Origin of the sequence: Dyella tabacisoli, assembly GCF_003350925.1 — a bacterium.
Taxonomy (GTDB): Bacteria; Pseudomonadota; Gammaproteobacteria; order Xanthomonadales; family Rhodanobacteraceae; genus Dyella_C; species Dyella_C tabacisoli.
The window spans coordinates 361684-382258 of the sequence record NZ_KZ857174.1 but is presented as its reverse complement, the minus strand read 5'-3'; the positions used below and the strand labels follow the sequence as shown (position 1 = coordinate 382258).

The following is a 20575-nucleotide window of genomic DNA, read 5'->3' as shown; positions in this document are numbered from 1 at the left end:
TGCGCAGGCGAGGAGGGGGGATGACCGCGCGCGCCGGGGACTGACCGAAAAAAGCCCCGGATCTCTCCAGGGCGGCAATGAATTGGCGCACGACTCGCCACCACACAGGGAGCGCTCAGGTCATAGGCTCTGTCATCTACAACCCGCCTCGCTCACTGAACACGCTTACAGTGTGACGCGCATCCTCAAGAGAATCTGCGCTAATGTAGAATTTATCCCCATGGAACGGAGAATATAGCCTACTAGACAAAATCGCTCTGTCGCCTCCATAAATAATCATTTTTTGATTCGTCACAGATGCAGTGAGCTGCGCAATAGCTGCCGCATCTTGTGCATTCATCCGAATGATGACCATATACAAATCGGCGGCCTTATTATGCACCCATGAAACTGCTACCGGCCTTACATTGGAGGCTAGCTTTCTTTTATCTACACACTCCGTAGGATGAACATCCCCTAACGCCTGCGCAGAACGCGCAACCTCATAACGATCTACAGCAGAGGTTTTATCATTGCAAACAAACGCAAATGTCAAAGGAAAGAACCTCTCTTCCCCAGCATCAGAAGCATCAGCTAATGAGCTATGACTAAAAATGCATGAACACACAAATATAAGTACTGTAGTTAAGCGCAGTATAATCATGAAAAATCTCCAAATTTAAATAAGCTTTGAGCTTGAACTATAAATGATTTAAGTCGTAAAACCCTCATAATACAGGCTCAGCCTCAGCAGCCCTCGCCCTGTTCTCCCACATTCTAGCGGCCAGCTCCGCAGCATCCAACGGGCTCGCGTCAGGCCCCGCATCTGAATCAGACGTTACGAATGCCATGATTTGCGCGTCAGTTTTCCATTGATTGCATTTGCAAAATGGATTATCTCGCTTGAAATTAGCTGCAGTCGGAAACATCCCAGGAGGAAGCCCAATAAATTTTAGTTTTACCATCGTAAGCTGATTTTCACGACATGCCATTGGATCAGTTAAGCACATCGCCTTCACGCATCGAACAGTATCTAAACTTGGACGAACGAGGTTTGGCCAAGCGCCCGGCGTTTGCTCTGGACCCACAGGAACTTCAGGCAACGGCAAGCTCGGAACACCACGTCCGTAATTTCCACCTGGCCCAGGGGGTGGGCTATGTGCCGATGGCACTCTGGCGCCACCTATTGGCCATAACCCTGACGGATCGATATTCCCCAGCGGATTTGCATAGCCATAGGTATAAGTATTTAACCCACCACCGAGACCGACAGGATCAGATTGCGAGTATCCGCCTCTTGCCGATTCAAAGTATCGATAGCGATTGTTTTTTAGCCCTGACTCGGCATCGTGATACTGACCGGGAAAGCGCAAATTAAAGACGTAGCCACTGACAGAGGTCGGCTGCTGCTCACCAAACGGGTTGCCTGCATACGACCACTGCCACAGCGTGGTGCCGGCGCTATCAGTCACCGCACGTGGCGTACCCATATCATCAGCATGCACGTAATTTATCGCGCTCGTGGTGCCAGCCATATCGACTACCGCTACCGGCAAATCATTTAGCCAGATGTAGTCACGATTGGTGTTGCCGTATTCGCCAATCAAATGGCTATTTTCGTCGTAGACGTACCGCTGTACGACGGCTTGCGGCAAGGTAGCGATCTTACTGATGCGTTGACCAAAAGCGTTGTAAGCATAGGTACCAACGGTTTGACCGTTGCGCTGAACCACACTCATGCGATTACGACCGTTATAGCCGAAACCAAAGGTTTCGCCACCGATGGCGCTACCTGTGGTATTGCCGTTGGCATCATAGGCGCGTGCTGCACTGCCCGTACTCGAAAGCCGATGAGTACCGCTCACATAGCTATACACGCCGGTAGCCTGGCCGCTACCGATCTTACTCAAGCGATCGCCCGTCTTACTGTAGGTATAAGCCTCAATGGCCGCGCCGCTCGGGCCATTTACTGCAGTGACTCGATACAGAGGATCGTACTGGTAGGTCTCGGTGGAGGGGTTCGCACCCGCAACATTACCTAGGGCGGTGATATTGCCCATCGCATCACGGGCAAAATGCAGACTAAGCACCGGACTGGTGAGGTCGGTGAGTTGGTAATTGGCGTCGTAATTGCGGGTAATCGCTTGACCGTTGCCCAGGGTGTAACCAGCGATGGGACCGAATGGCAGGTAGCTGATAGCGCTCACCGCACTACCGACTTGCGCACCGGTGACACCAGGTGGCAGCACGGTCACGGCGTTGATGCGCCCGACGGCATCGCGGGTGTACTGCGTCGCCGTGTGGCTGGGGCTAGTAACGCTGCTCAGGCGATTTCCTAAAGTGTAGGTATAAAGCGTGGCATCCGTTTGCCCGGACTGGATTTGGCTCTTTTGAGTGAGGTTGCCGCGAGCGTCGTAACAAAACACGGTGCTGACAGCGCCCTCTACAACACGGGTCAAATGACCGACCGAACGAGAACCGCTGCAGCCGGTGGCGGTGTCTGGCTCGTCATAGCTATAGCTAATGTTAAGCGTAGTATCTGCGTAACTAACCGCGATGAGACGACTGAGCGCATCGTAGGCGAAGGCTCCTGTAACCCCTTTGGCATCAGTTTGGCTGATACGGTTACCGGCTGCATCGTAGGTGTAACTGGTGTTGCCGGTGTCAGGACTTTGCAGTGCTGTTGCATTGCTTAGACCGTCATAGTTATACGTCGTATTGAGACCATCCGGGTCGCTGATACCTTGGAGGTTGTCACGCGCGTCGTACGCGAACACGCTGGAGGTATTCTGCGTCGCCGTATCGGTGCCATTGTAGTTGTCGAGGGTGCTGACCAGACGACTCAGCCCGTCATAGCCTTGCTTGCGCTGCACACCTAAAGCATCAGCGGTATGGACAAGGTTACCGTTGGCGTCGTAGCTATCGCTGTAGCCCGCATTGAAGACGGTGCGATTGAGCGCATCGACGACGGCGGTGAGTTGACCCAAGGTGTTATAGCTACGCGACAGCGTGTGGCGCACGGTGCCGGTGCTGTCGTAGGTGTCTTCTTTGGTTTTATTGCCGGCGGCATCCAGGGTGTAATGGATGCGGTTGCCCAAGGCGTCGGTGATGTCGGTGAGGCGATGGGCGGGGTCGTAGGTGTAGCTGGTGAAAACGCCATCGGGGTCGGTGACCTTGGTGACGTTGCCCACCCCGTCGTAGGCCATCTGCGTCATCGCGTCCTGCGCCGAAGCGGAACCGTCAGCATTAGCACGCACCGTGCGGGTGAGCAGCCAGCCACGCGGGTGATATGTGAGGTCGGTGATGACACCGTTGGTATCGCGCTGACGAAGTATGCGACCGTTCTTGTCGTAAGCCACCGTGGTGGTGACTTGACCGAGGGCTTCGGTAACTTGGTAGAGGTCGCCAGCGCGATGGCAGGCACCGCCAGCCGTGCCGCAGCCGGATTCGTCGGTGCTGAGGTAATAGCGGTAGTTCGTGACGTCGCTGACGTCGGTGCGCGGACCCGCCGTACTTAGTACCAAACCAACGATGGGGCATTGGGTGCTGTCGATGGTGTCGCAATAGGTGGTCGTCCAGCGGCGCACGCCGGTGGGTGGGGTGCCGCTGGTGGCGCAGGTGTATGCCCCCGCCATGGCCGGATCGACCTCGCAGCGCGCCAGGACCTGACCCCGCGCGTTGTAAACCCAATCCATCTTAGTGATAAGCGTATTGCTGGCATTAAAGGTGCGGCGCTCGCTTGGCAGGCGGAATTGCGGATGCCAAGCGGTTTGAATCGTGCGCTTCGCCGACGGGGTGGCGGTATCGTTTGAGGCTTCAACGCGCTGCGTTTCCAAGCCGCGCGTATCGTCGTAGGTATAGAGGGTGGTGCTGCCGTTGAAGTCCGTCGCATTGGCCGGATAGCCCGCGCTGTCGTAGTTCTTGGACTGCATCGTGGCACCGCAGCTAACGCACGGTGCGGACACCGCAGTGAGATTTTGAACCCCATTGATGGTCGAGAACGAGAATGTTCGAGTCTTTCCGAGCGGATCAGTGACATCCATCGACCAATCGTAGTAATAGCCGAAACGGTTTAACTCGATCGTTCCATTGGCGATATCAGGTGCCAGAAAAGAGCTGGTGGCATGCCCCGCCCCATCGTAGGTCACCGTTTCATAACGGGAGCCATTCTCATCAAACACGCCAGTGATCGCGTTAATGAGATTTGCATTCTCGTAAACGTAACGCCGCGTCTTGCCGCCGGGATAATCCACACTCAGCAGATTGCTGAGTCGATCCAGCGTATAGACATATGACTCCCCGGCTGGGGTAGTCATCAGTACGACCTGAGTCAGGTCGTCGGCGATCTGGTATGTAAAGTTCAGGGATCGCCCGCGTGCATCAGTCACGCTCTGTAGCCGGTTGTTACTGTCGTAGCTCAACGTACGTAGCGCACCCGCCTTATCCCACAATGAGGTTAGACGCCCTTGAGCGTCATAAGTCTCGACCAGATCGGTGCCCGAGGTGAAGGTCCAGGAACCGTCCGCCTGAGGGACAAGGGTCTCGACGGGCGTGCCGGCAAAATGCGGAAATTCGCTACCGTCGGGGCGGAAATATTTGGTGCTGCCGTCGGCCCTCACCATGCTATGCGTCACATAGGTCGAGCCCGCGATGGCATACAGGTGGCTATCGTACGGTGTGCGCCATAGCCGCCCCAGGATGCCGTTTGTCGCAGCGATACTTACCGCGCCCACGGGCGCTTCATAACCGTGACTGTTGTAGTTGCGCGAGAAGGTCAGCGGCCCGATACCCGGCGTGTAGTCGGTTTCCACAAAGAGTTTGGCGCCACCGCCGGGTTGAATGGGGTGGCCCACGGTCAGGCAAGGGCACGGCTGCGGCGCGTCTTTTTTACAGACGCCAGTAGCACCATCGACCCGAGAGTAGCCTACGGGACAAACAATGGGCTCCTCTTTACCCATGCGGTAATCAACCGTGTTGACTTGTGATTGGCAAACGCCCGAGGTGTCGGTGTAGTGCTGCACATAGGCATAGCCATTGCACTCGAAATTGCTCAGCCCCCCTGATCCTCGACACGCATATTGAGGGTTGTACCCTGGTATGGCGCTATAAGTGGTCGGAATGAACGGCTTCATCGGATAGACCGAACCCGGTGCGCAAGGGCTCGATGCGCACTCTAACGAGTGCAGCATGAATTGGGCCGCAGCGGCCTCGCTGGTGAACGTGTAGGACGTGTCGTAAGGAGCGGGGGCGGCGTCACGATTCCCCTGGCAAGACGATAGGGTACCCGGCGTCGTATATCGAGGCGGCAACTGCTTGGCCATCGTACAAACCGCCGTGCCACCGTCTTGCACGCAAGCCTGTGCTTCAGCTCGTGTAGACCAGACATTGAGGCATAAGAAGATCAGCAGCAGTGCGGCCATAGGGCGCCACAGGGGGCGATAGTCCCTCGGGCTTTGCCATGAATGCTCGTGCATCGTTCGCGCAGCTGAAACGGACCTAAGTGGCGTGAAAGCCGCCACCATCGAATGCATCAAGCTCAAGCCCTACTCCCCTGTCGTGTAGCTACGTACACATGCCTTGCAACGCGATAAGCCGTGCCATGCAAGACATGGCACGGCTTATCAAAAAGTGGTTTTAAAACGAATCGTCCGTTGAGTCGATGCCAATAAGAGATATCGCGATATCGGCAGCACACGTCGGTGTGATCGATAGAGGTCATCCCTGTTCCTGGCACGCATCATAGGTCAACCGGGAGCCCGATCAAGGGCTGCATCACAGGTTGCACAGCATGGCTCACGCTCATTGGTTACTACCGGCGCAAATCCTGCCGAAGATGAATTCGCGAAGATGATCGTAGGTTGAGGTGAGCGCATGCGAACCCCAACAATTCGCAAGCCATGTTGTTGGGCATCACTTCGTTCAGCCCAACCTACCGCAAACAGTTGCCGAAGAATGAAGTGGGTTTTTTGATTGCAGTGCGCGTAGCTATGCTCCCTCCCCTGCGGGGTTGGGGAGGGTGAATGCTTACTACAAGATTGCCCCCCTCCCAACCTCCGCCTGCTAGCAGAATGAGGAATAAAAGAGCAAAAGCGAGTTAGCTCGCCAACTCCAACATCTCGGTCAACTGCTCTTCAATACCTTCCAGATCCGGAATCACCGCAACGTCATCACGCACCAACACTTCGGCGCGTACACCAGCCGGCATCGGCGTACCGTCATGCGTCGGGATGATGAGCTCGGCATTGAGCGTGGTCAGGCGTGGAAAGCCCTGTGTGATAACCGCGATAAACGGCAGCTTGGGATTGCCGCCGAGTGCTTTGAGTACGGCCACGCGCATGCTCAACCCAGTGTCGTCTTCAGTCGCACCCGCAAGCTTGGTGAATGAGAGCAGCGGCACACGCCAGCCGCGCCACGCAATGCGGCCTAGCAGCCACTCGGGTGCGCCCTCTACCGGCTCGGGAGTGGGCAGGGTGATGACTTCGGCAACGGTGGCATTGGGTAGCAGTAGACGCAGGTTGCCGACGGGTACCAATACGCAACGGATTTCACGCGGCAGCGGTTGCTCGCTCATCGGCGGCTCTCCAGATCAATGAGGCGTGCGGCCAGCTCGTGGGGTGTGCCGCTGAAATGAACCAGACGCTCGGCTTGCACGCCGTGCACCATATCGGCGAAATGTTCGTCGGGGGTGGATTCAACCCATACCTGGCCACCGCGATCGTGGATGGCCTGGGCGCCGGCGACGGCGTCGTTGGCGTTACCGGCGAAGACGATGGCGATGGCATCGCGGCCAAAGACGTTGGCGGCCATAGTGAAGCTGGCATCGATGGAGGGTGCTTGTGCCGAGCTCGGCTCGATTGTTTGCGATTCGATGCGGCCGTCGCGCAGCAGGCGGATCTGCTGATTGGCAGGTACCACCAGTACTTCGCCGACTTTGGCGCGCTGGCCTTTCGAGGCGACCCGGATGGGCAGCGAAGAGTGCGGGGTCAGTTTCGCGGTTAGCGCTTCGGGCGTCTGGCCGCCTAAATGCTGGGTATGCAGAATGGTCAGGCGCAGGTTTGCCGGCAAGGCCGCCAGAAAGGTACGCACGGAATCCACACTATCTACCGCAGCACCCATGACCAATACGCGGCCGAGGGCTGCGTCGAGTACGTTGAGCACCATTTCGTGATCGTAGTGCTGGGGGGCGATGGCATCTTCCAGCGAGACCAGCTCCAGGCTCAGACCAGGTTTGATGTCCATGCCATCGGCATCGCCGCCTTCAGGCGCGAGATAATCGGCGGCACTGAGTTTCTCGATGCCGAATTCGGTGGCGTGCGGTTTACCTGGGGCGGGTTTGCTCGGGGCATAGTCGCTCAGCGGCGCATCGTCATCGAGCAATGACCAACTGGCGGTTTGCTCCATCTCGATATCCGTAATGTCGATATCGGTCATGTCGAGATCGATCAGTCCATGGACAGACTCATGCTTGGCCATGGGGATCGAAGTAGCGGCGATCGGAAATACGTCGTCCAGCGGCGCCAGGCTGAGGTGATCGAGCTGGAAGGCCGGGCGCGCCGCCACGGTAGCGGCGGGTGCGGCGCGAGCCACGTCGGCATGCGCAGCTTCCATCGAGCCTGGCTTGATGTCTTCAGGCTCGGCCGCATGGGTTACGCCGAAATGACCATCGTGCAGTAGCTGATCGTCACCGGCGTTGTAGTTGAGGCCGCTGCCGAAATCGTCCTCATGCCCTTCGCCGGCGTGCTGCTGGTCGGCGGCGAGCAGGGCTTCGAGCTCGGCGGCAAGGCTTTCAGATTCATCCGTGCTGTGCTGAACCTCTGGCGCCGCGTGAACAGATAGCGGCTCGTCGGCGACATGTACATGCGCGACCGGCTCGGCTGGAGCGGGCTCATTGGCAGCGGGCTCGGCTACGAAGAGCTCGGCTACAGCAGCGACTTGCACTGCACCACTTGGCATAAGCGGCGCTTGCGCCGGCTCGGCCACAGGCACGCTGGACGGAGATACGAAGCCGGGCGCATCGTGCGGGCGTGGCGGGTCGAGGTCGCCGCCTTGCTTGAGCACCTTGGCCGCCAAGTGACGCGCCCAGCGGGCGCGATCCCAACCTTTCAGGCTACGGGTGGCTTGCGCGTCGTTGAAAACCACGCGCGGGTGGTCGCCGTCGATAAGGTCGTAGAGATGATTGAGTTCGTCGGCGGCATCGTCATCCAAATTGACCACGACGACTTCGACGCTGCGCAACATGTCTCGGCTCAATGCGGATAACGCACCTTCGTGGACAATATGCGCACCGCGCTCGCGCAAGGCCTCGCGCAGGTGGCCGCCTAGTTCGACGTCGTCAAACAGCAAGGCGACGGTGGTGGCTTGCTGGCTCGATACCCCATCGCTCATTCAGCACCCCCGTCGAGCTTGCTTTCATCAAACGCAGGCTCCATCGCGCGCTGCTCCAGCACTTCGGTAATCTGCATGAGCAACTCGGCCTCTTGGTAGGGCTTGCCGAGGTAGCGATCGACGCCGATATCGAAGGCGCGCTGGCGATGTTTGTCGCCACTGCGCGAGGTAATCATGATGATCGGCACGTTGCGCAGACGCTGATCGGCCTTCATATGGGTGGCTAACTCGTAGCCGTCCATACGCGGCATCTCGATATCGAGCAGCATGAGGTCGGGGACGCGGTCGTGCAGTTTCTCAACCGCATCGACGCCGTCTTTGGCGGTGCTGACCTCGTACTCGTGACGCTCCAGGATGCGGCCGGTGACTTTGCGCATGGTGATGGAATCGTCGACCACCATGATGAGCGGGCGCACGCGTACTTCGTCGACCACCGGCGTCTGCACCGCGCTGAGGCCTTCGCCCAGGCGCTGCTGACGACGCACGATGCCGTGACGCACCAGCGGGGCCAAATCGAGAATGACCAGCACCGAGCCGTCACCCATGATGGTGGCGCCGAGAATGCCGGGCACCGAGCTGATCTGCGGGCCGACGGACTTCACCACGATTTCGCGTGAGCCGATCACCGCGTCGATGCGAATCGCAGCGCGCAGATCGCCGGCACGGGTCAGCAGCAAGGGCAATTGAGTTTCTTCGCCCGGATGGCCGGGGACGACGCCCAACAATTCGGCCAGGTCGTGAATACCGTAGTGCTCGCCGCCATAGGGGAACGTGGGTTCGGCATCGGTCAAACGGGCGGCGAGCTCGTCCGGGCTGATGCGTGCCACACCTTGCACCGAGGTCATCGGAATGGCGAACGTCGCATCACCGATGCGTACCAGGATGGCCTGGGTCACCGCGAGGGTGAACGGCAAGCGCAGTACGAAACTGGTGCCCTGCCCTGCCTGTGATTCGATAGCCAGCGAGCCGCCGAGTTGCTTGATCTCGTTGGCGACCACGTCCATGCCGACGCCGCGGCCGGCTAGCTGGGTGACTTCGCTGGCGGTAGAGAAGCCGGGCTGGGTAATCAGCGCGAGCAACTGGTCGTCGCTGGGCTTGGCATCGGCACGCAGCAGGCCGCGAGCGATACCGCGCTTGCGCACAGCGTCGCGATCGAGGCCGCGGCCGTCGTCGGTGACGCGCACGACCACCTCGGTGGCTTCGCGCGCTACGCGGATGCGTACTGCGCCTTCAGCGGGTTTGCCGGCTTTGCGGCGTTCGGCCGGCGACTCGATACCGTGGGCAACGGCGTTGCGCAGCATGTGCTCGAACGGCGCCTTGATACGGTCGAGCAGGTTGCGATCCATTTCGCCGTGAGCACCTTCGACGAAGAGCTGGGCGCTTTTGCCCTGCTCTTGCGCGGCCTGGCGCAGGGTACGGCGCAGGTTGGGCACCATGGTGTCGAACGGCAGCATGCGCGTACGCAGCAAACCATCTTGCAGCTCGGAACTCACACGCGACTGCTGAATCAGCAGGGTTTCGGCCTGACGGGTCAGTTCGTCGAGCATGTTCTGGATTGACACCAAGTCGGAGACCGACTCGGCCAGCGCACGCGAGTACTGCTGCAACTGTGAGTAACGATCCAGCTCAAGCGGATCGAACACGGACAAGCCCGCTTCGCGATGCTCGCGCTGGAAGCGCGCGATGATCTGCGCTTCGGTTTCGATTTCCAGCATGCGTAGCTGACTGCGCAGACGGGCGACGGTTTGCTCCAGCTCGACCAGGTTGAAGCGGTAGCCGGCCACTTGCTGCTCTAGGCGCGAACGGTAGATCGCGACTTCACCGGCGTGGTTGACCAGGGTGTCGAGCAGGTCGGCGCGAACACGGATCTGTTCTTGCGAGGTACGCGCTTCGTCGTGCGTGTCAGGCAACAGCTCGGGCAGATCGAGCAAGGCCATGTGACGTGTGGGCTCGGCAACCACCACAGGTGCCGCGACAGGCTCGATCGTATCGGCGGCAACGGTGGTTTCGCCGGACATCGCCAGGAAGCGATCGATCATCGCCTGCGGGTAGTCCAGGCTGCGTCCTTGCGATACGCGCTGCACCAATTGATGAAGCTGATCGAAACCTGCTTCAAGCGCCGGAATCAAGTCGCCGATGTAGATCGAGCCAAGCTGAGCCGCATCGTGGCTGATCGGTTTTTCCAGCAGGGTTTCGATGGCATGGGTGAGATCGCCCATGGCGACCATGCCGGCAATGCGTGCGCCGCCCTTGAGGGTATGCAGATCGCGCTGCAAGCCACCGGCATGCTCCATCTGCGTCGGTTCGGCGCGCCATTGCGCGAGGACACCGTCGGCGTGATCGAGAATTTCACGGGCTTCCTCGATGAAAATTTCGAGCAAGTCGTGGTCGATCAACTCGTGCGGCTGCAACTCGTGCGGCTGCGAGCTGGCAACTTCGGCCAGCGGCTGGTGCGGCGCTTCTTCGACGGCGGCATGCGCCGGCTCAACAAAGGCGCTCTCGTCGTGCACGTTGTAATCGATTGCCGCGAAGGTGACGGCTTCGTGCAACACCGGCTCTTCAACATGCTCTATGGCAGCAGCCTCGACCACCGGGACCTCCACCGGCTCGATCGCATGATCGATGTGCGGGGTCGCCTCGATGATGCTTAAAGGATCGAGGCTGATGTGATCGAGATGGGTGTGGTCGAGATCGATGTGGTCGAGATCGATGCGATCTGGGCTGATGTGGTCTGGGCTGATGTGATCGACGCTGCCCTGCACGGCCACCGGCTCGTCGGCATGCACATGCTCGACAAGATGCATCGGCTCGACATGCTCCGGCGCTACATGCTCGATCACGGCAGGTTCGACCACAGCAGGTTCAATCACCGTGGGTTCGACAAATGCAGGCTCGATGAGCGCAGATTCGATAGCTTCCGGTTCGATAGCTTTCGGCGCCTCAACTGCGGGCGCCTCAACCTGGGCGACCGGCTCGTCGAGCAGGTCGGCGAAGATCTTCTCGAAGTCGTCGGCGTCGGTGGTATGCGTGTCGGTGGACGTTGGCTCGAAGGCCATCGCGTCGCGCACTCCATCGTGGCTCGCCAGCGGCGTAACCGACTCTTGTTCGAACGCATCGAGTGCCGCCAACAGCTCGGCCGTGTATTTATCGGCGGTGTGGTCGGCTGCATGGTCGTCGTGACCGCTCTCAACATGCAGTGCGGGCGTGACTTCGGCGTGTGGCTCCGCATCGTGTACCTGCGCGGGCGCCTCTACAGGCGCTACCGCCGCCGCGACATGCGCTTCGTGCAGCTCATGCTCGTGCGGCTCGAACACGACGTGGGCGATTTTCGGCTCGGGCTGGCCATCGCGCAGTTCGGTGATACGCGCGACCAAGCCGTCAATATTCGGCAGGTGCGGCACGGCGACATCGAACTGGCTCATCACATGTTCGGTGGCATCCGCGCTCTGATTGAGCAGGCTCACACCTTCGGCAGTCAGTGGCTCGCCGACGGCGCGCAGGCGTTTGAGCAGGCTTTCCAGCGGCGACAGCAATTGGGTTAGCTGCGGAATTTCGACCATGGCGATGGCACCGTGCAAGGTATGCACGGCACGCAGCAAACCGTCGTCTACAGGCAGCGCACCATCGGCGCGATGGATGGAGTCGCGGCTGGTCGATGTGCGAATGGTTTGCAGATATTGCGCCACTTCACTGCGCAAGATTTCCAGCAGCACCGGGTCGACCGGCGGCAGCTCGGGCACCGGCAAGGCGTCCGGATTGGCTGCAAAAGCATCCGCTTCGTGCGCAGCGACCGGTGTGTTCTCGATAGCGGCAAGGCTGGCCGATGGAACCGCATCGGCGGCGGCATCGAACCGCGGCACACGGCGACGGATGGTACGGCGCACGGTTTCCATCGCCACCGGGGCGATGTCTTCCAAACGGGCGCCTTCCTGACCGGCGGCAATCCGATCGGCGGTTTCCATGATCGCGCTCAGCGGCACGCTCGGCGTGGGGCCGCCCTTCAATGCGGTCAATAGCTGCGGCAACGCTTCGATGGCGTGATGTACCAGGGCTTGCACCCCCTCGTGCGGCTGGATCGACGCATCCAGCACACGGTTAAGCACATTCTCGATTTTCCACGCGTACTCGCCGAGCAAGCCGGCACCGACCAGGCGGCCAGAACCTTTCAGCGTATGGAAAGAGCGGCGGATCGACAGCAGCGAATCCTGCCGGGTGGGATCGACCAGCCAGGTTTGTTCGGCACTGCGCAGGCTGTCGATCTCTTCCTGCATTTCTTCGAGGAAAATCTCGCGGATGTCGTCGTCGATGCCTTCGGCCGTCAGCTCGAAGCTGGCGTTGTTGCTGCCCGCTACGTGGCCCACGGGCACTTGCTCGACGATCTCTTCCTCGATCTCGATCCACTCGTTCTCCCCGCCTTGCGCCATGGCGCTATGCGGAATGCCGTGCTCGGTATCGACCAGGCGCAGCCCGGTAAGCTCATGCGCCTCAGCCGTCGGCGCCTCGTGCTCGCCGAGAAACAGGTGCGTTGGATCTTGCCCGTCGACCAGGCTGACCGACTCGGACAGCTCGGGATGGGTGGCCATATCGGTGGCCATGCCCGAAGCGGGAGCCCCCGCGATGTCAGCGAAGGTCAACGCGCGCGCGGCCGGTGGCGGCCAGTAGCCGAGTCGGCCCAGGCTGTGTTCGGCGACGTCGAGAATGTGCTCCAGCCCGCCGCGATGTTCGCGCGCGGCTTCGAGGTAGTACTCCAACGCGGCCAGCGCGTCGGCCAGGTGATCCATTTGCGTGCTGGTGGGCACGCGGCGATCGCCGAGCAATTCGTTGCCGACAAAGCGGCCGATGCCATCGGCGAGTTCGGCCGGCCGCGGCGCGGATAGCATGCGCATGGCGCCGGCGACTTCGTCCATCAGCACGCCGACGTCGCGCAGTTGCTCGTGATGCCAGCCCGACTCGATATAGGCGACGATGGCCTCTTTCACCTTGCCGGTGTTGGCCGTGGCCTCGTGCATCAGGGTGGCGAGAATGTGCCGCGCTTCGCTGCGCGGCAAAGCTGCCGGGCCGGCATCGCCGGAACTGGTGTCGTCGGCGCCAAGGCTTTCGATGTGATCGTCGAGCGAGGCTTCGACGTAAAGCAGCGCGCCAGCCACGTCGAGCAATACTTCTTCGTCGGCGGCGCGCAGGCGCTGGGCGATTTCTTCCAGCACGCGGCGTTGTTCGTTGACCACGCGACGCGGCACGCCCAAGGCCAGCATGCCCAGGGTGTCGCCGACGCGTTCGAGAATTTCGCCCTGGCTGGACAGCTGGGCGGGATCAGCATCGGTTTGGCGCAAGAACAGGTCGAGCGCTTCTTTGACGCGCAGCAAATCGTCTTTCAGTGCACGCGATACCGAGTCGAGCAAGGCACGGTTGTGACCGGACATCGAGCCGCGCGCGTGTTCTACCTCGTTGGCATCGGGCAGCAATGCGTCGAGATTGTAGGTTTTTGCCAGCACAGCCATATGCGGCGTGCGCTGCTTGGCCTGGGCCACCGCGTAGAGCAGCTTGCGCGCCAACTCGTCGGAGTCGCCGCGAACCAGGCTGTCTTCACCGTGTTCGATCAATTGGCGGATATTGCGATCGACCTTGCCGATTAGCTGACGCACTTCGGCAGCATGGTTTTTCAGCGCCCCCTGCTGCAGGCCTTCGAGCACGCCGGCGGCGATCCACCACAAACGACGACCCGGCACGCTGTAGCAGCGCGCGGCAATGCCGTTGAGGGTATTGCGCATACCGGCCAATTGTTGCTCGGCGCCCTGGCCGCGGAACCAGGCCAACAACTGTTGCTGGAAACGCAGGCGCAGTTCGGCGATTTCGCCGCGCATGCGCTCGGCCTCGCCTTCGTTCATGGCGGCCGGAGCATCGTCGGGCAACGGCATGTCGAGATTCGGACTGAACAGCGCCGACTCGTGCAGCGGCTCTTGGCCACGGCTGGCGCGCAGCTCGTTCAACAACGGCAGCAGCACCACCGGCACGTCGCGATGGCCGCTGGACAGGCGTTCGAGATAGTCGGGTAGCTGCATCAAGCCGCGCATCAAGGCGGCATAGGCATCTTCACGCTGGGTAACGTGGCCCTCGAACAAGGCGATAGCCAGCGTCTCCATCTCTTCGGCAACCATGGCGGTGCCGTAGAGCTCGACCATGCGCAAGGTGCCACGCACCTGGTGCAGGCTTTCCGCGCACGAGCGCATGACATCGCGGTTGCCCGGATTGTCGACGTAGGATTCCAGCGCCTCGCGGGCTATCGCCAGAGTCTCGTCGAGCTCTGGCTTGACCCATTGCAGGGTGGTGAAATCGATGTGGTCTTGAAGTCTCATGCGTCCATCTCAACGGCCGCGTTACTGCGTGACGCAACCATCGAGGTTGCCCCCTGAAAAGTACGTTTAATCGTCAACCCGGCAACTTAAAGTGCGCCACCGAACGCCGCAGATCGCTTGCCAACTGCGCTAGATAACCGATGGAGTCGGCGGTCTGGCTGGCACCTTGCGAGGTCTGCGAGGTAATTTCTTGAATCGCGTTCATCGACTGTGAAATGTCGGTGGCCGCTGCGGACTGCTCACGCGCCGCGGTAGAGATGTTCTGAATCAGTGCGGACAAATCGTGCGACACGCGCTCGATGTCACCCAGCGCACTGCCGGCGTCTTCGGCCAGACGTGCACCGGCGACCACCTCGGCGGTGGTCTGCTCCATCGAGTTCACTGCCTCGTTGGTGTCCGACTGAATGGTTTGCACCAGGGTTTCGATACGTTTCGTGGCGCTGGCGGAGCGTTCGGCCAGTCGCTGCACTTCGTCCGCCACCACCGCGAAACCACGGCCCGCCTCACCGGCCGAGGCCGCCTGGATGGCCGCATTGAGCGCGAGGATGTTGGTCTGCTCGGCAATGTCGTTAATCAGTTCCACGATGGAGCCGATTTCCTGCGAGGACTCGCCCAGCCGCTTAATGCGCTTGGAGGTCTCTTGGATCTGGTCGCGGATCGAGTCCATGCCGGAAATCGTTTCGCGCACCACTTCGGCGCCGTGCGAAGCGATTTTCACCGAGCGCTCGGCCACGTCGGCGGATTCGGCCGAGTTTTTCGACACGTTATCCATCGAGCTGGCGATCTGGTTGATCGCCGTGGTCGCGGTGCTGATGCGCTGCGCCTGATGCTCGGCCGATTCGGCCAGATGACGCGCGGTGGTCTGCGTTTCCTGCGCCGACGACGACACCTGCTCTGAGGTCTCGTTGATGGTGGTTACCAGGGTGCGCAGCTCGTCGATGGCGTAGTTCACCGAGTCGGCGATAGCGCCGGTGATGTCCTCGGTGACTGTCGTTTTTACGGTGAGGTCACCTTCGGCCAGCGAGCCCATTTCGTCCAGCAGGCGCATGATCGCCTCCTGGTTACGTTGGTTGAGCTCGGTACTGTCGCGGAAGCGGCGGCGCTGATCGCCGACCTGCTGCACGACCAGCAACAGTGCGAAAGCCACCGCGCCGAGCGCGCCCAGCACGCCCCACCACACATTGGGGAACAGCCGGCGCAAGGGCAATTTGCCGATCTGGTCGGCCAGCTCGTTGGCGCGCAGCAGCACGTTTTGCGAGTTCAACGAACCCTGGTTGCCGGCGCGTTTGACGTCGTTGAGGGTACCGGCCGCACCGATCAGTTTGTTGACCGGATCTTGCACGCCCTCCCACTTGCCCTGCATGTCAGTGAGAATCTTGCGCGAGTTGGCGTCGCCCATGGCCTTGACGCCGACTTCGGCGTTACCGGCCAGCAGGCCTTTGAGCACGCTGCCGTAGAGCTGGCCGTCACGGGCCAGGCCATCGGCGGCGGGCTGCGAGGCGTCGCCGCCCTGCAACACCTCTTGCACGCGGCGGATCATACGGTCGGCCAGCAACATCTGACGTGCGGAGGTGTAGGTCTGCTCGGCGCTGCCGCCGTGCTGCTGCAGAATGTTCACCACCTGCTCCATGCTCGAATTGAGCAAGGGCAGTTCGCGCGAAAGGGTCGAGGCGCGTTGGGCGGAGTCGAGCACCAGTGCCTTATTGGAGAGGATCTTGCCGATGTCGCCATCGAGCTGCCCCCAGGCATTGGTCAAGGCCGATACCGCACGGCCGGCCGGCGAAGCATTGCTGTCCGCGTAGGCCTGCATACCGCCTTTGGTATCGCCCTTGTTGAGCCGCTGCACCGCCGAATCGATGGCGTTGCGGTTGCTCTCCAATTCTTTGAACGAATCGACGTTGCCGTCGGCCGCTTCGAGGGCGTATTTCGCCGTCTGCTGCGACAACACCTGGATTTGCGTGGTTAGCGCAATCGCCTGGCGGTCCTCGCCGTTCTTGAAAGTGAGTAGAACAAAATCCAATACCGCAAAGCCGATTGCGACCAGCAGCAAGACGATGAGGCCAGATTGGCCTCTTTCCTTGCCGACGCCCCCTGTAGTGCTCATGTGCTTTACCTCGCCCGTCTACACCTCGCCAGCGAAGCCGCTGACGATGACTGGGACATTGCCCCTGTAACCCACTATTCCCGGCCTCGATCCGGCGCCGGCCCTACCAAGCAGCTTGCAGCTCAACCACTCACTCAAATGCAGCATTTCAATTCGTAACTCGTGACATTTCAACGTCAGGCCGCGGCCTGACGAAAATCCGGTGCGCGTACCAGCCGGTTCATACTGAACAAGGCCAGCCGCTGCTCTCCCACACGATCTTCGACAAAACGCGAAAGCCGTGCGTCGTCTTCAGGCTCGGCGTCGCGACGTTGCTCCGCGTCCACCGTGCGCTGACCAAATACCTCGTCGACCAGCAGCGCCACGCTGCCGCCGCCCTGGCGTACCACCAGCAGGCGGCTGCGCTCGGTTTGCAGGGTGCGTTCGCCAAACAGAAAGCGCGCCAGGTCGATCACCGGCACCAAGTTACCGCGCACGTTCGCGATGCCCAGCAGCCAGGGCTGGGTGCCCGGTACCGAGGTCAATGGCGGCGGCGCCAGCAATTCGTTGATTTCTTCGATGCCGCTGACAAACAAGCGGCTACCGGCGCGATAGCCAATACCGCGCCACAAGCCGGGCGCCTCAAGCTTTTCAGGCGTTTCCGAAGCATGCACCAGCGAAAGCCGCTCGTAGCGAGCGAGTATTTCGAAGGGGGTGAGCGTGGTCGCTTGACTCATCGTTACCTCACACCTTGCTCGGCAGGAGTTCGTTGATACAGGCCAGCAGTTCTTTTTCGTTGACCGGCTTGGTGATGAAGGCTTTGGCGCCCTGACGCATGCCCCACACCCGGTCGGTTTCCATCGACTTGGTAGTAATCATCACGATCGGCACGTGTTTGGTTGCCTCATCGCGAGTGAGCGTGCGGGTCGCCTGAAAGCCGTTCATGCCCGGCATGACCACGTCCATGATGACTAAATCGGGCTGATCGGCGCGCACACGCTCGATGCCTTCCTCGGCATTGCTGACAGAACCGACTTCATGCCCCGCGCGCTCGAGCAAAGTGACAAGCACATGCACGTCCGTCGGCGAATCGTCGATGATGAAAATATGGGCCACAGCTCCCCCTTAAGATGCTGCAGTCGCAGGTTTAAACCGTGCTGACATGTCGATGAATGGCGCCAAGCAGTTCGTCTCGCGTGAACGGCTTGGTTAAGTACTGCTCCGCGCCGACGATGCGGCCGCGAGCTTTGTCAAACAGACCATCCTTCGAGCTGAGCATGATTACCGGCGTGGCGCGGAACTGTGGATTGTTTTTAATTAACGCACACGTCTGATAACCATCCAGGCGCGGCATCATGATGTCGACGAAGATGATCGCAGGTCGCTGATCGGAGATCTTGGCCAAGGCCTCGAACCCGTCGACGGCGGTAAGCACGTCGCAACCTTCCTTGCTCAGCAATGTCTCCGCCGTACGGCGGATGGTCTTTGAGTCGTCGATTACCATGACCTTGAGACCAACAAGGTCACTGCCATTCACGTTCAAGTTCACTCAACCCCCCTGTGGCCCGCCCCGGCTCAGGTAAAACACAAAGCCGTCAGCCTATGGCCGCCGGCTCAAGATGGACGAAAAAGAATTCTGCAAGAATTTTTACGACCGGACCACTCTTCATGAGACGGGCCGCTTGTGCGTTGCTGTTTACCGCCTGGCTGGCAGGACGTCAAGCTGAATTCGTTAATGACTAGATACATACGGTGGATTCTGCAAGTTTCTGATGACAGATGTCGTGCGCCAAGTTGGCGATTTGCGCCTTGCCCCATACAGACCGCCTCGGCGAACATCACGGTTCTGTGAAGCACAGTAACCACCCCTTCCCCCTTTCCATACCCCCAGGAGTAATGACCATGGCCCTCTCGGTCGCCGTGCTGATGGACCCCATCGGCGCCATCAAGGTCGCCAAGGACACCAGTTTCGCCATGTTGCTGGAGGCCCAGCGGCGCGGCCATCGGCTGTATTACTTCGAGCAAGGCGACCTGGCGGTACGCGACGGCACCCCCTGGGCGCGGCTGGCGCCGCTGCGGGTCAAGGACGACCCGTCGGGCTGGTTCACCCTGGGCGAGGCACAATGGCGCGATCTGCGCGAGCTGGACGTGGTCTTGATGCGCAAAGACCCACCGGTCGACCCGCAATTCGTCTACGACACCATGGTGCTGGAGCTGGCCCAGCGCAGTGGAGTGAAGGTCATTAACGACCCGCAGGCGCTACGCGATTGCAACGAAAAACTTTATGCCCTGAATTTCCCCCAGTGCATCGTACCGACCCTGGTCTCGCGCGACGCCGGCGAGCTGCGCCGCTTTGCCGCCGAACATGGCGAGGTAGTGCTGAAGCCGCTCGACGGCATGGGCGGACGCGGCATTTTTCGAGTCAAGGCGGGCGACAGCAACTTGAATTCGATGCTGGAAACGCTGCTTGCCGGGGGGCCGCACGGCGAGGGCCGGCAGTTCACGATTGCGCAGAAGTACATTCCCGAGATCACGTCGGGCGACAAGCGCATTCTGCTGATCGACGGCGAACCGGTGCCGTATGCGCTGGCGCGCATTCCGCAGGGCAACGAGTTTCGCGGCAATCTCGCCGCCGGCGGCCGTGGCGTGGGGGTACCGCTGTCTGAACGCGATCGCTGGATCGCGGCCCAGATTGCCCCGGAGCTGCGGCGGCGCGGGCTGTTATTCGTCGGATTGGACGTCATCGGCGACTACCTCACCGAGATCAACGTCACATCGCCGACATGTGTCCGCGAACTGGATGCACAGTTCGGGCTTAATATCGCCGGCCAGCTGTTCGACGTCATCGAAAGCGTCACCACCGGAACCTGCACTGCGTGAATGCTCCATCCCGCACCACCAGCGCCGACCTGATCGGCGCCACCTTGCTGTTTTCACTGCTATTGCACGGCGTGCTGGTGCTGGGCATCACCTTCGACTACATCAAGGCCAAACCCAGCCTGCCGACGCTGGACGTCACCCTGGTCGATGTAGCGAACCGCGAAGTGCCGGCCAAGGCCGATTTTCTGGCCCAGGCGAATAACCAGGGCGGCGGCGAAAGCGATCACGCGGCGCGGCCGTCGCAGCAGTTCTCCGGCCTGCTGCCCACACCCAGCACCGGAGTAGCGCCACAGCCGACCGAGGCCAGCGCGCCACGGCCCGAGCAAGCCACCGACGCCAAATTGCTGACCACCACGGGTAACAGCCACTACAGCGTCGACACCGACACTGCCAAGCACGAGCAGTTGCCGCAAAACCTGCCCGAGGCCAGCGAAGATGTGCAGCGGCAGCAGGAAATGGCCCAGCTCGCCGCCGAACTGCGCGACCGCAACGAGGCCTATGCCAAGCGCCCGAAGAAAAAATTCATCTCCGCCAACACCAAAGAGTTCGCCTACGCGGCCTATATGCGTAGCTGGGTCGACCGGGTGGAGCGCACCGGCAACCTGAATTACCCCGACGAGGCACGCCGCCGCGAGCTGTATGGCGAGCTGGTACTGACCGTGGGGCTTAACCACGACGGCAGCATCAAGAGCATCGACGTCATCAAGAGCTCAGGCCACGACCTGCTGGACGCTGCGGCGCAGCGTATCGTGCGACTGGCTGCCCCCTTCCCCGTCCTGCCCTCGGACAAGGAGCGGGTCGACGAGCTGTATATCACCCGTACCTGGCAGTTTTTGCCGGGTAATGTGCTGCGCAATCGCTGACAGAGTCCTCCTCCCCCTGCGCGTAGGGGGAG

11 protein-coding genes are annotated in these 20575 nt (G+C 60.6%); 2 read left to right on the top strand and 9 right to left on the bottom strand.

Features of this window, described 5'->3' with window-relative positions; translation table 11 throughout:
• Positions 1-136: 136 nt before the first annotated feature.
• The 9 genes from DVJ77_RS21040 to pilG all read right to left on the bottom strand — a co-directional run bounded on the left by DVJ77_RS21040 (position 137) and on the right by pilG (position 18304).
• Complete coding sequence (locus DVJ77_RS21040; RefSeq protein WP_162791378.1) at positions 137-643, bottom strand: hypothetical protein; 507 nt, start codon at positions 641-643, stop codon at positions 137-139.
• A 64-nt stretch (positions 644-707) separates the two neighbouring features.
• On the bottom strand, positions 708-5399 hold the full coding sequence (locus DVJ77_RS05690) for an RHS repeat-associated core domain-containing protein (protein WP_162791377.1): 4692 nt from the start codon (positions 5397-5399) through the stop codon (positions 708-710).
• A 674-nt stretch (positions 5400-6073) separates the two neighbouring features.
• A complete protein-coding gene (locus DVJ77_RS05685) occupies positions 6074-6550 on the bottom strand; it encodes a chemotaxis protein CheW (RefSeq protein WP_114844500.1) in 477 nt (158 codons plus the stop codon).
• Positions 6547-8364, bottom strand: coding sequence for a chemotaxis protein CheB (locus DVJ77_RS05680; protein ID WP_114844499.1), 1818 nt, complete (start codon positions 8362-8364; stop codon positions 6547-6549). The genes DVJ77_RS05685 and DVJ77_RS05680 overlap by 4 nt, the downstream gene beginning before the upstream one ends.
• Positions 8361-14717: an Hpt domain-containing protein gene (locus DVJ77_RS05675; protein ID WP_114844498.1), complete on the bottom strand. Its 6357-nt coding sequence runs from the start codon at positions 14715-14717 to the stop codon at positions 8361-8363. Before DVJ77_RS05675 ends, DVJ77_RS05680 begins: the two co-directional genes overlap by 4 nt.
• A gap of 73 nt (positions 14718-14790) precedes the next feature.
• The gene (locus DVJ77_RS05670; RefSeq protein ID WP_114844497.1) at positions 14791-16821 is read right to left on the bottom strand and encodes a methyl-accepting chemotaxis protein; all 2031 of its coding nucleotides are present in this window, start codon (positions 16819-16821) and stop codon (positions 14791-14793) included.
• A 176-nt stretch (positions 16822-16997) separates the two neighbouring features.
• Positions 16998-17537: a chemotaxis protein CheW gene (locus DVJ77_RS05665; protein WP_114844496.1), complete on the bottom strand. Its 540-nt coding sequence runs from the start codon at positions 17535-17537 to the stop codon at positions 16998-17000.
• A 7-nt stretch (positions 17538-17544) separates the two neighbouring features.
• Positions 17545-17916 (bottom strand): response regulator, encoded by a 372-nt coding sequence (locus DVJ77_RS05660; protein WP_114844495.1) that lies wholly within the window; start codon positions 17914-17916, stop codon positions 17545-17547.
• Between the two features lie 31 nt (positions 17917-17947).
• Positions 17948-18304 (bottom strand): twitching motility response regulator PilG, encoded by a 357-nt coding sequence (pilG, locus tag DVJ77_RS05655; RefSeq protein ID WP_191983671.1) that lies wholly within the window; start codon positions 18302-18304, stop codon positions 17948-17950.
• A 398-nt stretch (positions 18305-18702) separates the two neighbouring features.
• Here pilG and gshB point away from each other — a divergent pair, with 398 nt between their 5' ends.
• The gene (gene gshB / locus DVJ77_RS05650; RefSeq protein WP_114844494.1) at positions 18703-19680 is read left to right on the top strand and encodes a glutathione synthase; all 978 of its coding nucleotides are present in this window, start codon (positions 18703-18705) and stop codon (positions 19678-19680) included.
• Positions 19677-20543, top strand: a complete 867-nt coding sequence (locus DVJ77_RS05645; RefSeq protein ID WP_114844493.1) for a TonB family protein — start codon at positions 19677-19679, stop codon at positions 20541-20543. The genes gshB and DVJ77_RS05645 overlap by 4 nt, the downstream gene beginning before the upstream one ends.
• The last annotated feature ends 32 nt before the right edge of the window (positions 20544-20575 follow it).